Origin of the sequence: Dokdonella fugitiva (genome assembly GCF_004342425.1) — a bacterium.
Classification (GTDB): Bacteria; Pseudomonadota; Gammaproteobacteria; order Xanthomonadales; family Rhodanobacteraceae; genus Dokdonella_A; species Dokdonella_A fugitiva.
Genome location: NZ_SLWQ01000003.1, coordinates 168,355 through 182,397, shown reverse-complemented (window position 1 = coordinate 182,397; position 14,043 = coordinate 168,355). Strand labels below are relative to the sequence as shown.

Genomic DNA, 14,043 nt, shown 5'->3' with positions numbered 1-14,043 from the left:
GGTGTGCGCGAAGTACGGTCGGCTTCGCAGGCTGCCGAGCCCGATGATGCCGCCTTCGGGGCGGCAGGTTCAGCCGACGCGGCGGAACGCGATCGTGGGATCGGCGAGCGCTTCGGCGGGCAGGTAGTGGTCGACCAGCAGGAATGCGAACAAGGCCATCAGGTAGACGACGGAGTACTTGAACACGCGCATCGCGAAAAAGTCGTCCGGCGGGTCGAGCAGGCGGATCGCGTAATAGAGGAATGCGCCGTCGAGCACGAGCGCACCGCCGAGGTAGAACAGGCCGCTCATGCCTGTCAGGTACGGCAGCACGGTGATGACGACGAGCAGCACGGTGTAGAACAGCACGTGCCAGCGCGTATAGGTCACGCCGTGCGTGACCGGCAACATCGGCACCTGCGCACGCGCGTAGTCCTCGCGGCGGAAGATCGCCAGCGCCCAGAAATGGGGCGGCGTCCAGATGAAGATGATGAGGAACAGCAGCAGTGCGTACGGATGCACGTTGCCGGTCACCGCGGCCCACCCGAGCACCGGCGGCGCGGCGCCGGCAGCGCCGCCGACGACGATGTTCTGCGGCGTCGCGCGCTTGAGGTAGGCGGTATAGACGACCGCGTAGCCGATCAGCGAGGCGAACGTGAGCAGGGCCGTGAGCGTGTTGACGAACACGACGAGGATCGCCATCGACACGACGCCGAGCACCACCGCGAAGGCGAACACCTGCTTCGGCGTCAGCGCCCCGGTCGCGAGCGGCCGGTGCGAGGTGCGCGCCATCACCTTGTCGATGCGCTGGTCGATCAGGTGGTTGAACGCCGCCGCCGAAGCGGCCGCGAGCCAGATGCCGATCGTCCCGGCGATCACCGCCCGCAACGGCGGCAGGCCCGGTACCGCGAGGAACATGCCGATGACCGCCGTGAACGCGATCAACGCGACCACGCGCGGCTTGGTCAGCTCGAGGTACTGGCGGGCGATGGGGGGCATCGTGGTCGGATTTTTGCTCGGGAGGAGAAAGATTGAAACACGAAGGACACGAAGGACACGAAGGAAACAAGAAAGGCTCGAGAGGTCGTCAGCGAAGGCCATGGAGCGCACCGCGGGAAGAAAAGCTGCGTCCGGAGGCGTGCTCTGCCCAGCCTGTTGCGTATTCCTGTTCTTCCATTTCGCCTTGCTTCGTGTCCTTCGTGTTTCAGGCTCTTCGATCGACGGCGACTGGCGGTACGACCCGCACGAGGAGTGCGATCAGGGAGAACAGCAGCAGTGCGGCGACGCCGTTGTGCGCGGTCGCGACCGGCAGCGGCAGCAGCAGCTTGACGTTGAGGATGCCGAGCGCGACCTGCGTGCAGAGCAGCATGGCGACGGCGGCCGCGTTCGCGCGCAGGCCGCGCCGCCAGGCGAGGATCGCGGTCGCGAGCACGTGGCCGAACACGACGAGCGCGCCGAGGCGGTGCGCGATCTGGATCGCCGCGCGCGCCGCGGCGTCGAGTACGCCGCCTTCGTAGTTGACGCCGACGCCACGCCAGAGCACGAAGCCCTCGCGGAAGTCCGTCTGCGGCCACCAGCTACCGGCGCAGGTCGGGAAATCCGCGCCACAGGCGAGCGCGGCGTAGTTCGCGCTGGTCCAGCCGCCAAGCGCGATCTGCAGCGACAGCAGCACGAGTGCGGCGACGATGATCGGTCGCAGCCGGCGCTGCGCATCCGTCGGCGCGGTGCGCGCCGCCAGCGCGAGCGTCACCGCGGCGAGCAGGGAAAACGTGAGCAGGCCGCCGAGCAGGTGTCCCATGACGACGATGGGCTTCAGCAACAGGGTGACCGTCCACATGCCGAGCGCCGCCTGGAACACCACGACGCCGAATGCGGCGACCGCGATCCGCCATGGCCAGGCGCGCGGCAGGATCGCGGCGACGGCGAGCGGTGCGGCGAACGCGAAGGCGAACAGCAGCGCGGACGCGCCGTGGTGCGCCTTCATGTAGAGCGCGACGCCGGCCGCCGCCGCGAGCGCCGCGCCGAGCAGTGCGGCGACGTGCGCGCGCCGCGGCCACGCGGCGACCAGCGCGAGCGCGAACACGAGCGTGCCGAGCGTGCCCGCGAGCATGCGGTGCACCTGCTCGCGCCAGGCCTTGTGCGTTTCGAACGGACGATCCGGGAATGCCTCGTTCGCGCGTGCGATCTCCCCTGCGTGCCCGGGCCAGGTCGCCTTGCCGTAGCAGGTCGGCCAGTCGGGGCAGGAAAGGCCCGCGTCCGACAGGCGCACGAACGCGCCGAACACGATGACGAAGAACGCGAGCAGCGCGGTGAACGCGGCGAGGCGGAACGGTGTCACGGGATTGCGCATGTCAATTCTTCACCACGCGCGCAAGATCCTTGCGCAATTTGTTGGCATCGAAGCCGACCGGGTAACTGAGCACGAGGAAGCCATGCGGATCGGCGAACGCGACCGCGACCTCGTCCGCGTGCGCGGGCCGCAGGGCGGCAAGCCGTTCGTCGAGATCGCGCACCGTGTACACCGGTTTCAGCGCCGCGAGCGCGTCGGCCGGGAGGTCGCCGACGACGACCACGCGCACGCGGTACGCGTTCTGGTTCAGCGTGAGGCGGGCGCGGCGCAGTTCGTCGATGCGCTGGAGGCACGCGTCCGCGCACGCCGGGCCCGGCAGCGCGAACACCGTCCACGACCAGTTCTCGTCCTTCCACGCGAGCGACTTGCCGTCGCGATCGACGATGCGCGCGCCGGTGATGTCCTGCGGCGGCTCGATCAGCGTGCCGTAGTTGCGCATGCCCGCCGGACGCCAGCCGAACGCGTTGAGCACGTAGGCGGTCACCAGCGGCGCGGCGAACAGCGACGCGATCAGGATCAGGCCGATGCGGTTGCGCATGCGGGGGGTCATGGATGGTCCTCCCGCCGTCGCGGCGGCCGGTGCAGGATGAAGAACGTCGCCGCGACGACCGCGGCGAAGGTGAACCAGGTGAAGGCGTAGCCGTAGTGGCGCTCCGGCGGAAACACCTCCGGCTTCCACTCGCGCACGAACGTCGTGACTTCCTCGCCGGGCAGCTGCAGCAGCACGCGCGTATCGAGCGGCCGGCCGAGGTCGGCGGCGACTTCGGCCGGATCGAGGTAGATCGTCGTCTTCGGCCAGCGCGTCTGGTGCGGCAAGGCATCGCCGCCGAGGCGCAGGCCGCTGCCCGGCGCAGGCGCGTACAGTGCGCGCAGCGTACGTGCGCCTTCGGGCGGCGGCGGGATCGTCGGCATCGCGCCGTGGGCGTCGCGCGCGAGGAACCCGCGCGCGACGAGCACGGCCGCGCCGCCCGTGGACGGCTCGAACACGTCGTAGACGATGACGCCCGCGCGCCCGCCGCGCACCTGGTTGTCGAGCACGTAGGCGTGCGCGGGATCGAACCGGCCGGTCACCTCGACCAGCGGATAGCGCATGCCCTCCGCGAGGCGCGCCTGCTCGAGCGAAACGGGCGGCTGGCGCGCGGCGCCGTCGAAGGCGGCGAACAGCGCTTCCTTCTCGTGCGCCCGGCGCAGTTGCCACAGGCCGAGCGAGACGAACACGGCGATGCCGGCCAGCGTCGCGACGATGGCCGCCGGATGCGGGTGCCTAGCCATCGGAACGCGGGGCTATAATCGACGAGGCTGCCGGAACCGCGTTCCGGCCGGAAGCGCAAGCCATGCTCGGCACCGTCCTGATCGTCGTGTTCTTCATCGCCATCGTCTACAACCTGGGCGCCGGCTTGTATTTCATGATCACCGACAAGGGCGGCACCGACCGTACGCTGAAGGCGCTCACGCGGCGCATCGCACTGTCGGTGCTGCTGATCGCGCTCGTCATGCTGGGCATCTGGACCGGCATCATCCGCCCGCACGGCGTGGGCGGATGATTCGAGGCTGAGGGCCGGTGACCGGGCGCCGAGGGCTGCGAGCCCACGGCGCCTGCGCGCGATCATTTCCGATCATCCGGCCGGCGCGTCCGTTCGAGCCGAGGGCGCGGGCTTCGACCCTCAGCCCTCCGCCCTCAACCTGCCCTCACAGCACGTACACGAACAGGAACAGCCCCAGCCAGACCACGTCGACGAAGTGCCAGTACCACGCGACCGCTTCGAAGCCGAAGTGGTTGTCGCGGCTGAAATGGCCCTTCGCGCAGCGGAACCAGATCACCGTGAGCATGATCGCGCCGAGCGTGACATGCATGCCGTGGAAGCCGGTCAGCATGAAGAACGTGCTGCCGTAGACGCCGCTGCCCAGCGTGAGGTTGAGGTGACCGTAGGCCTCGGCGTACTCGTGCGCCTGGAAGCCGAGGAAGATCGCGCCGAGGAGGACGGTGAGCGCGAGGAAGACCAGCAACTGCTTGCGGTTGCCCGCGCGCAGCGCATGGTGCGCGATCGTGATCGTGACGCCCGACGACAGCAGCAGCAGCGTGTTGAGCAGCGGGATGCCCCACGGCGACATCGTCGAGAACGCGCCACCGACGTCGCCCGGGCCGTTGGTCGGCCATGCGGCCGAGAAGGCCGGCCACAGGTAATGGTTGGTCAGCGCGCCATGGCCTTCGCCGCCGAGCCACGGCACCGAGTAGGTGCGCGCGTAGAACAGCGCGCCGAAGAACGCGGCGAAGAACATCACTTCCGAGAAGATGAACCAGATCATCCCCATGCGGAACGAGGTGTCGACCTGCTTGTTGTACTTGCCGCCGACCGATTCACGGATGACCGTGCCGAACCAGCCGAACATCATGAACAGCAGCAGCGCGATGCCGACGAACATGATCGGCTTGCCGATATCGGCTTCATTGAGCCAGAGGCCCGCGCCGCCGACCGTGCCGAGCAGGCCGAACGAGCCGATGATCGGCCAATGGCTGCCGTGGGGAACGTAGTAAGCACCTTGTGTTTGCGCCATGGCGGCTGGTCCCGATCGTTGCGTCAATTGCCTGGAGTCAGCCCGCTGCCGGCGGCGGCGAGCCCGTCTTGGTGTGTTGCTCCGCGGACAGGCGCACGGTGGCGGCCTCGTTCGCGTAGAAAGTGTACGACAGCGTCAATTCGCGCACGGCCCTCGGCAGCTGCGGATCGACGTAGAAGCGCACCGGCATGCGGCGCGATTCACCTGCCTGCAGCACCTGCTCGGTGAAGCAGAAGCATTCGGTCTTGTTGAAGAACGCCGACGCTTCGCTCGGCGCGATGCTCGGCACCGCATTGCCGACGATCGCCTCGCCGCCATTGTTGGTCGCGTCGAACCACACCTCGGTCAACTTGCCCGGGTGCACCTCGACGCTGGAAAGCTCCGGCGTGAACGACCACGGCAGCTTGCTGTTGACGCCGGTCACGAACTGCACGCGCACCGTGCGGCCCGCATCCTCGACCAGCCCCGCGACCCGGCTGCGATCGACCGCACCCGGCGCCAGCTTGATGCCGAGCACGTGCTCGCAGACGACGCGGTACAGCGGCACCATCGCGAAGCCGAACAGGAACGCACAGGCGACCACCACGCCCGCCGTCTTCAACACGCCGAGATTGCGGTTCCCGGCATTCATCGATTCAACACGACGCCGGCGATCGCGACCAGATAGATCGTGACCGCCACCAGCCCGACGACGAGCGCGGTGCGGCGCGCTCGCGCGCGGCCGGCAACCTGTTCCTCGTTGGCGTGCTGGTATTTCATCACCTCGAGGTCGGTTCGCAGCGCGCTGTATTCCACGAGTGCGGCCATGGATGGCCGCTTGTGGACCAGCGACTCACGCAACGCTACGAACCAACTCCACCTCCATCGAAACGGCGATCACGGACGATCGCACCACTCAGTGCGTCACGTCGCCATGGGCCAGCGCATCGTCGCGAATCACCGGCGGCACCGTGAACGTGTGGTGCGGCGCCGGCGACGGTACCGTCCACTCGAGGCCGTGCGCGCCTTCCCACACCTGGGTCGTCGCGCGGTTCTTCGAGAAGTACACCGCGTGGATCACCACGCCGACGAAGATCAGCTGGCTCGCGCCGAACCAGAAGCCGCCGATCGACGAGATCATGTTGAAGTCGGCGAACGCGACGTTGTAGTCGGGGATGCGGCGCGGCATGCCGGCGAGGCCGAGGAAGTGCTGCGGGAAGAACAGCACGTTGACCGAGATCACGCTCGACCAGAAGTGGATCTTGCCCCAGCGCTCCGAATACATGTTGCCGCACCACTTCGGCAGCCAGTAGTACGTGGACGCCATGATCGCGAACACCGCGCCGGTGACCAGCACGTAGTGGAAGTGGGCGACGACGAAATAGGTGTCCTGGTACTGGAAGTCGGCCGGCACGATCGCGCACATGACGCCGGAGAAACCGCCGATCGTGAACAGGATGACGAATGCGATCGCGAACAGCATCGGCGTCTCGAACGTCATCGAGCCGCCCCACATGGTCGAGACCCAGTTGAACACCTTCACGCCGGTCGGGATCGCGATCAGCATCGTCGCGTACATGAAGTACAGCTCGCCGCCGAGCGGCATGCCGACCGAGAACATGTGGTGCGCCCAGACGATGAAGGACAGGAACGCGATCGAGGCGATCGCGTACACCATCGCCTGGTATCCGAAGATCGGCTTGCGGCTGAAGGTCGGGATGATCTCCGACACGATGCCGAACGCCGGCAGGATCATGATGTAGACCTCGGGGTGCCCGAAGAACCAGAAGATGTGCTGGAACATCACCGGGTCGCCGCCGCCGGCCGCGTTGAAGAAGCTGGTGCCGAAGAACTTGTCGGTGAGCAGCATCGTCACCGCACCGGCGAGCACCGGCATGACCGCGATGAGCAGGAACGCGGTGATCAGCCAGCTCCACACGAACACCGGCATCTTCAGCAGGTCCATGCCCGGCGCGCGCATGTTGAGGATCGTCGCGATGATGTTGATCGCGCCCATGATCGAGCTGATGCCCATCAGGTGCACCGCGAAGATCATGAAGGCGACGTTGGTGCCACCCTCGAGCGACAGCGGCGGGTACATCGTCCAGCCGCCCTGCGGGCCGCCGCCCGGCATCCAGATCTCGGAGATGAGCAGGAAGAACGCGAACGGCAGGATCCAGAACGACCAGTTGTTCATGCGCGGCAACGCCATGTCCGGCGCGCCGATCATCAGCGGGATCATCCAGTTGCCGAGGCCGACGAACGCCGGCATGACCGCGCCGAAGATCATGATCAGCGCGTGCATCGAGGTCATCTCGTTGAAGAACTCCGGCTGCACGAGCTGCATGCCCGGCTTGAAGAGTTCCGCGCGGATGATCATCGCCATCGTGCCGCCGACGAAGAACATCAGCAGCGAGAACACGAGGTACAGCGTGCCGATGTCCTTGTGGTTCGTCGTGAACAGCCAGCGATGCAGGAAGCCTTGCGGCTTGTGATCGTGGTCGTCGTGGGCGTCGTGATCGATCGCGGGATTGGCAGCGGCCATGGCCTTCGAACCTCTATCTGTCTTCGCTCGCGTTCACGCATGAACGCATGGATGTCTCTCAGCCCTGCGCAGCCGGCGCCGGCGTCGCCTGCGCAGTCGCGCCGGCCTGCTCCGCGGCCTTGGCCGCTTCCTGCTCGGCGAGCCACTTCTCGAACTCGGCCTTCGGCACCGCCTTGACGACGATCGGCATGAAGCCGTGGTCCTTGCCGCACAGTTCCGCGCACTGGCCGCGGTACACGCCAGGCTGGTCGATCTGCGTCCAGTTGTCGTTGATGATCCCGGGGATCGCATCCTGCTTCCAGCCGAGGCTCGGCACCCACCAGGCGTGGATGACGTCGTCGGCGGTGATCACGAAGCGCACCTTGACGCCGACCGGCAGCACCAGCGGCTTGTCGACGTTGAGCAGGTAGCTCGGGTAGTCGCCGTCCTTGATCGAGCGCGGGTCGATGCCCGAACCCAGCTGGCGCGCCTTGTTCGACTCGGCGTCGAGGCTGGAAATGAAGTTGACGCTCGACGGCTTGTTGAAATAGTCGACGTACTCGTAGCGCCACTTCCACTGGTAGCCGGTGATCTTGATCGTCATGTCCGAGCCCTTGGCTTCGGCCATGTCGACGAGCAGCTTGGTCGCCGGCCACGCCATCACGACGAGGATGATGATCGGCACGACCGTCCAGATCACTTCCATCGTGGTGTTGTGGCTCCACTTCGCCGCGACCGCGCCCTTGGATTTGCGGAAGCGCACCATCGCGACGATCATCGCGCCGAACACGACGACGCCGATCGCGACGCAGACCCAGAACGCGAGCATGTGCACGCCGTGGATGCGCTGCGAGATCGAGGTCGCACCGGGAGCCATGTTGAGCTGCCACGGCTGCGGATTCGCGAACGCCGTTCCGCTCGCCAGCAGCGCGAGTACCGCGAACGCGCGGCAGGCGCGCAGGACCCCGGATGAAATCATCGCCATCACCTTTCTGGTTTTGCTCGGATGCGCCCCATTGCGCGGTCGCCACGACGACCGCGCGGCCGAGGCCGGACGCGCCAAACGTCGGGAGCGTAACCCGTCAATGATAGTGGAGCGCGCGCGGCAGCGGCAACCGCGCTGCCGCGGCGCGAACGGCCCGGACGGGGCAGGCCGCGACAAAGCGCCGCAGGCGCCCCGGCCGGCCCGGGCTCGCGCGCGCGGTCCTTGGCCGGCCGCGACGCGCTCACTACACTAGGCCATTCTGGCGTCTTCCCGTCCCCGCACCGGCCACCGCGCCGGCGCTTCCCAGCACCCGAGACCGGCCCTTGAGCGCATCGCTGCTGCCTGAACTCCCGCCTGCCCCCGACGCCGTCTGGGCGCGCATCACCGCCGCCTGGACGCGCGACGAGGCCGAAGCCGTCGACGACCTGCTCGCCCAGGCGACCCTGCCGCCGGCCGAACGCGAACTCGTGCTCGCCCGCGCATCCGAGCTCGTCGCGCGCGTGCGTGCGCGCGCCGGCGAGCAAAGCGCGGTCGAATCGTTCATGCGCCAGTACGACCTGTCCAGCGAGGAAGGCGTGCTGCTCATGTGCGTGGCCGAGGCGCTGCTGCGCATCCCGGACAAGCTCACCGCGGACAAGCTCATCCGCGACAAGCTCGGCGAGGCGGACTGGAAGAAGCACCTTGGCACGAGCGACTCGGTTTTCGTCAACGCGTCGACCTGGGGCCTCATGCTCACCGGCCGCCTCGTCGCGCTCGCCGAGGAGACGCGGCGCGACTTCACCGGCGCGCTCAAGCGCCTCGTCGGGCGCGCCGGCGAGCCGGTGATCCGCCTCGCGGTGCGCCAGGCGATGCGCATCATGGGCCACCAGTTCGTCATGGGCCGCACGATCGAGGAAGCGCTCGACCGCTCCGCGGAGAAGGACAACGCGGCCTACCGCTATTCCTACGACATGCTCGGCGAAGCCGCGCTCACTGCCGCCGATGCCGAGCGCTACCACCGGGCCTACAAGGACGCGATCGACGCGCTCGGCCGGCGCGGGCCGTTCGACAGCGTGCTCGCCGCGCCGTCGATCTCGGTCAAGCTGTCGGCGTTGCATCCGCGCTACGAAGTCGCCAAGCGCGCACGCGTGCACGCCGAGCTCACTCCCAGGCTGCTCGAACTCGCCCAGCTCGCCAAGGCGAATGGCATCGGCATGACCGTCGATGCCGAGGAATCGGACCGGCTCGAACTCTCGCTCGAAGTCATCGGTGCGGTGTTCGCCGATCCGTCGCTGGCCGGCTGGAACGGTTTCGGCCTCGCCGTGCAGGCGTACCAGAAGCGTTGCCCGTTCGTGATCGACTGGCTCGCCGAGACCGCGCGCAAGGCCGGCCGCCGCTGGTGCGTGCGCCTGGTCAAGGGCGCGTACTGGGATTCGGAGATCAAGCGCGCGCAGGAACAGGGCCTGTCGGGTTACCCGGTCTACACGCGCAAGCCGAACACGGACGTGTCCTACCTCGCCTGCGCCAAGCGCCTGTTCGCCGCCGGCGCCGACCTCATCTACCCGCAGTTCGCGACGCACAACGCGCACACCATCGCGGCGATCCACCATCACGCGCGCAAGCGCCCGTTCGAATTCCAGCGCCTGCACGGCATGGGCGCGGACCTTTACGACGAAGTCATCGGCGAGAAGAACCTCGACGTGCCCTGCCGCGTCTACGCGCCGGTCGGCAGCCACGAGGACCTCTTGCCGTACCTCGTGCGGCGCCTGCTCGAGAACGGCGCCAACACCTCGTTCGTCAATCGCGTCGTCGACGAGAACGTGTCGATCCGCGATCTCGTCGCCGACCCATGCGAAACGGTCGCCGCGTTCTCCTCCAAGCCGCACCCGCGCATCCCGCTGCCGGTCGGCCTCTACGGTGCCAGCAGGAAGAATTCCATGGGCGTGAACCTCGCCAACGACAACGAACTCAAGGCCCTCGCCGACGCCGTCAATGCGCCGCGCGCACCGTGGACTGCCGCGCCGCTCGTGCCGGGCGCGAGCACCGGCGAAGCGCCGCGCGCAGTGACCAACCCTAGCGATCGCCGCGAAGTCGTCGGCGAGACGCGCAATGCCGACGCGGCGACGATCGAGAAGGCGCTCGCCAACGCCGTCGCCGCTCAGCCGGACTGGGACACGCTGCCGGCCGCGAGCCGCGCCGCGATCCTCGAACACGCGGCCGACCTGCTCGAGCAGCGCCGCGGCGAATTCATCGCGCTGTGCGTGCGCGAGGCAGGCAAGACGATTCCCGCCGCGATCTCCGAAGTGCGCGAGGCGGCCGACATGTGCCGCTACTACGCGTCCCTTTCGCGCAAGCTGTTCGGCACGCCCGAGGCACTGCCCGGCCCGACCGGCGAATCGAACCAGCTGTTCCTGCGCGGCCGCGGCGTGTTCGTCTGCATCAGCCCGTGGAACTTCCCGCTCGCGATCTTCATGGGCCAGGTGGCCGCCGGCCTCGCCGCGGGCAACGCGGTGATCGCCAAGCCGGCCGACCAGACCACGCTCGTCGGCCATGCCGCGGTGAAACTGCTGCACGAAGCCGGCGTGCCCGAAGCGGTGCTGCAGTTCGTGCCGGCGAAGGGCTCAATGATCGGCAACACGCTGCTGACGAAGCCGGAAGTGTCCGGCGTCTGCTTCACCGGTTCCACCGAAACCGCGTGGACGATCAACCGCACGCTCGCCGCGCGCAACGCGCCGATCGCCGCGCTGATCGCCGAAACCGGCGGGCAGAACGCGCTGATCGCGGACTCGTCCGCGCTGCCCGAGCAGCTGGTCAAGGACGTGCTCGCCTCGGCGTTCGATTCGGCCGGCCAGCGCTGCTCGGCCGCGCGCGTGCTGTACGTGCAGGAAGACATCGCCGACAAGGTCATCGCCATGCTCAAGGGCGCGATGGACGAACTCGTCGTCGGCGACCCGGCCAGGCTCTCGACCGACGTCGGCCCGGTCATCGACGAACCCTCGCGCACCTTCCTCGTCGAGCACGCCGCGCGCATGGACCGCGAGGCGAAGAAGATCAACGAGGCGAAGCTCGACGCGGGCAGCGAGCACGGCACGTTCTTCGCGCCGCGCGCGTACGAGATCCCGTCGCTGTCACTGCTCACCCAGGAAGTGTTCGGCCCGGTGCTGCACGTGCTGCGCTGGAAGGGCAGCGAACTCGACCAGGTCATCGATGCGATCAACGCGACCGGCTTCGGCCTCACCCTGGGCGTGCACAGCCGCATCGACGCGACGATCGAGCACATCGCGCGCCGCGCGAAGGTCGGCAACTGCTACGTCAACCGCAACCAGATCGGCGCCGTCGTCGGCGTGCAGCCGTTCGGCGGCGAAGGCCTCAGCGGCACCGGCCCGAAAGCCGGCGGCCCGCACTACCTCGTGCGCTTCGCGACCGAACGCACGCTCACGATCAACACGACCGCGGCGGGCGGCAACGCGTCGCTGCTGACATTGGGTGAGTAAGGATCCCGCCAAGCTGCAGGAAAGGTTGCTGCATCTCGTGTTTCACCCCAAGTGAGCTGCCGCCGACATGCCAACGGAGATATCCGCTCGATCACGGGTGGCCAAACGACGACATTGTCGAATTGCTGAAAAACGCGCCGACCTGTCCGAATTCCCTACGTGATCTGGCTTCCCGACTCGGGTCGAGCGGATATTCTCCAAGCTAGTTCACGGCTTCGTTCTGGATGATTACGTCATTCCAGAATCGCCCTCACCGCATCGAGAGCTTCTTCCACCACCGCCGCAGGCGCCTTCTCGATCCTGCGCCAACCGCGCGCACGCGCGTCGACCGTGCGCGTCTGGTCACAGAGCACGACGCCCTGCGTTCGCACGCATGGCGCATTGCAAATGCCTGCTAGCGGTGGACTCCCTGAATGGACTGGGCGAGACCGAAACGCCCCGCGCGCGCGAATGCGCGTTCGAGCAGGCCGACGAGGCGCTCGGCGAGACGGCCGTCGGCGTCGAGGTCGGGATCGAAGATCGTGAGCTCGAGGCCGAGCGCGCGCGGCGAAGCGAGGGCGAATGCGAGGGCGTCCTCGAGTTCGGCGAGACGCAGGCCGCCCGGATCGGGCGAGTCGACCGCGGGCATCACCGCCGGGTCGAGCACGTCGACGTCGACGTGGATCCAGAAGCCGCCCAGTTCGCTCCGTTCGAGACGCCGCAGCGCTTCGCCCATCGTCGCGGCGACGCCGTCCGCGCGCACGCGTTCGATCGGCAGGTGCAGGAATGCGGCCCGCTCGAAGCGAGCGGTATCGACTTCATCGGGCGTGCCGTGATCGCGATACGCGTAGACGACGGTGTCGGTTTCGGCGAAGTACGGCGTGTTGCCATCGACGCCGACGAGCGCATCGGGACCGTGGCCGGTCGCGAGCGCGAGATCCATGCCGGCGGCCGTCAGCGGCCGCGCCACATGCGGGAAATAGAAATCGCTGTGGCCATCGATGAACAGCAGGCCGTGGCGACCGCGCCGGCGCAGCGCGAGTGCGCCGCCGAGCAGCACGCTGCAGTCGCCGCCGAGCACGAGCACGAAGCGGCCCTCGTCGAGGCTCGCGCCGATGCGCTCGGCCAGGCGCGGCGTATAGGCGGCGAGGCCGGCACCGTTGCGATAACCGGTTACCGGATCGGGCGAGGGATCGTAGGCCGGCGCGGCGACGTCGCCGCGATCGCGCGCGCCGAGGCGATCGACGAGCCGATGCGCGCGCAGTGCGGCCGGCGCGCGGAACGCGCCCGGCACGTGGCCCGGCCGCAGGGGGCGCAGGCCGAGGTTCGACGGCGCGCCGATGACGTCGATCCCGCCGGGCGCAGAGGCCCGCAGGTTCGGCATGGCCACGCAGGCTCCCGCGAGCGCCATCGTGCGAAGCAGGCGGCGACGCGCGGGATCGGGCGTTCCGGACGCACCCATTGACTAACCCTCCAAATGCGTTTGGACGGTTATCATGCGCCTGTCTTGCAAACCTGTCAAAATGCGTTTGATGGTTACTACGGAGCGCGCTGGCCCAATGGATCTCTCCCGGATCGAACGCGTCGGCGGCAGCCTCTGCCTCGACTTCGTCAACACGCGCGCCTCGCACTTCGACCCGGCCGCGCCCGAGTACCTCGCCGGCTACGCGGACCTGGTCGAGTGGCTGCGCGGCTGCGACGGCGGGCTGGACGCCCGTTCGGCGAGCCGGCTGCTCGTCGCCGCCCGCGCGCACCCGCGTCGCGCCGCGGCCGCGTTCGCCCATGCGCACGACCTGCGCGGGCTGCTCGAGCGCGTGTTCGCCAGGCGCGCGCATGGCCACGCGCCCGCGCCGGCGGACCTCCATGCGCTCGAGCGCGAAGCCACCGCCGCATTCGCGCATCGACGGCTCGAAGCCGGTGCGCAGTGGCAGTGGCGCTGGGACGAGGATGATGCGCTCGAGCGGCCGCTGTGGGACGTGCTCGCGTCGGCGGTCGACCTGCTTCGACACGGCGATCCCGGCCGGCTCAAGCAATGCCCCGCGCCCGACGGCTGCGGCTGGCTGTTCCACGATGCGAGCAAGAACCGGACGCGCCGCTGGTGCAGCATGCGCATGTGCGGCAACGGCGCGAAGGCGCGCCGCTTCCAGCAGCGCCGACGCGACGCGGGCAACTGATCGCATCGCGGCTTTCGCGTCGCCCGTTCGGGTTTCGCGCGCCG

The 14,043-nt window shown here is 68.3% G+C and carries 13 protein-coding genes; 3 read left to right on the top strand and 10 right to left on the bottom strand.

The features are described 5' to 3' along the window. Positions 1-69 precede the first annotated feature (69 nt). The 4 genes from cyoE to EV148_RS07620 form a co-directional block, all read right to left on the bottom strand. Positions 70-978, bottom strand: coding sequence for a heme o synthase (cyoE, locus tag EV148_RS07635; protein WP_131995995.1), 909 nt, complete (start codon positions 976-978; stop codon positions 70-72). A 205-nt stretch (positions 979-1,183) separates the two neighbouring features. Continuing rightward, positions 1,184-2,329, bottom strand: a complete 1,146-nt coding sequence (locus EV148_RS07630; RefSeq protein ID WP_131995992.1) for a COX15/CtaA family protein — start codon at positions 2,327-2,329, stop codon at positions 1,184-1,186. Between the two features lies 1 nt (position 2,330). Further along, complete coding sequence (locus EV148_RS07625) at positions 2,331-2,879, bottom strand: hypothetical protein (RefSeq protein ID WP_131995989.1); 549 nt, start codon at positions 2,877-2,879, stop codon at positions 2,331-2,333. Continuing rightward, positions 2,876-3,601, bottom strand: a complete 726-nt coding sequence (locus EV148_RS07620; protein ID WP_131995986.1) for an SURF1 family protein — start codon at positions 3,599-3,601, stop codon at positions 2,876-2,878. Before EV148_RS07620 ends, EV148_RS07625 begins: the two co-directional genes overlap by 4 nt. Before the next feature lie 62 nt (positions 3,602-3,663). On the opposite strand from EV148_RS07620, the gene EV148_RS07615 reads away from it, so the two are divergent. Beyond that, entirely contained in the window at positions 3,664-3,873 is a 210-nt protein-coding gene (locus tag EV148_RS07615) for a twin transmembrane helix small protein (protein WP_131995983.1), read from the top strand. Between the two features lie 145 nt (positions 3,874-4,018). On the opposite strand, the gene EV148_RS07610 is transcribed toward EV148_RS07615, so the two are convergent. The 5 genes from EV148_RS07610 to coxB form a co-directional block, all read right to left on the bottom strand. After that, complete coding sequence (locus EV148_RS07610; protein WP_131995980.1) at positions 4,019-4,885, bottom strand: cytochrome c oxidase subunit 3; 867 nt, start codon at positions 4,883-4,885, stop codon at positions 4,019-4,021. 37 nt (positions 4,886-4,922) lie between these two features. Beyond that, the gene (locus EV148_RS07605) at positions 4,923-5,516 is read right to left on the bottom strand and encodes a cytochrome c oxidase assembly protein (RefSeq protein ID WP_131995977.1); all 594 of its coding nucleotides are present in this window, start codon (positions 5,514-5,516) and stop codon (positions 4,923-4,925) included. Continuing rightward, the gene (locus tag EV148_RS07600) at positions 5,513-5,692 is read right to left on the bottom strand and encodes a hypothetical protein (protein WP_131995974.1); all 180 of its coding nucleotides are present in this window, start codon (positions 5,690-5,692) and stop codon (positions 5,513-5,515) included. Before EV148_RS07600 ends, EV148_RS07605 begins: the two co-directional genes overlap by 4 nt. A gap of 88 nt (positions 5,693-5,780) precedes the next feature. Next, positions 5,781-7,388, bottom strand: coding sequence for a cytochrome c oxidase subunit I (gene ctaD, locus EV148_RS07595; protein WP_425479851.1), 1,608 nt, complete (start codon positions 7,386-7,388; stop codon positions 5,781-5,783). 79 nt (positions 7,389-7,467) lie between these two features. Continuing rightward, positions 7,468-8,367 (bottom strand): cytochrome c oxidase subunit II, encoded by a 900-nt coding sequence (coxB, locus tag EV148_RS07590; protein WP_131995968.1) that lies wholly within the window; start codon positions 8,365-8,367, stop codon positions 7,468-7,470. Between the two features lie 329 nt (positions 8,368-8,696). On the opposite strand from coxB, the gene putA reads away from it, so the two are divergent. Next, positions 8,697-11,846: a bifunctional proline dehydrogenase/L-glutamate gamma-semialdehyde dehydrogenase PutA gene (gene putA / locus EV148_RS07585; RefSeq protein WP_131995965.1), complete on the top strand. Its 3,150-nt coding sequence runs from the start codon at positions 8,697-8,699 to the stop codon at positions 11,844-11,846. A gap of 394 nt (positions 11,847-12,240) precedes the next feature. On the opposite strand, the gene EV148_RS07575 is transcribed toward putA, so the two are convergent. Continuing rightward, the gene (locus EV148_RS07575; protein WP_131995962.1) at positions 12,241-13,209 is read right to left on the bottom strand and encodes an arginase family protein; all 969 of its coding nucleotides are present in this window, start codon (positions 13,207-13,209) and stop codon (positions 12,241-12,243) included. A 175-nt stretch (positions 13,210-13,384) separates the two neighbouring features. Here EV148_RS07575 and EV148_RS07570 point away from each other — a divergent pair, with 175 nt between their 5' ends. Next, on the top strand, positions 13,385-13,999 hold the full coding sequence (locus tag EV148_RS07570) for a CGNR zinc finger domain-containing protein (RefSeq protein WP_158287371.1): 615 nt from the start codon (positions 13,385-13,387) through the stop codon (positions 13,997-13,999). The last annotated feature ends 44 nt before the right edge of the window (positions 14,000-14,043 follow it).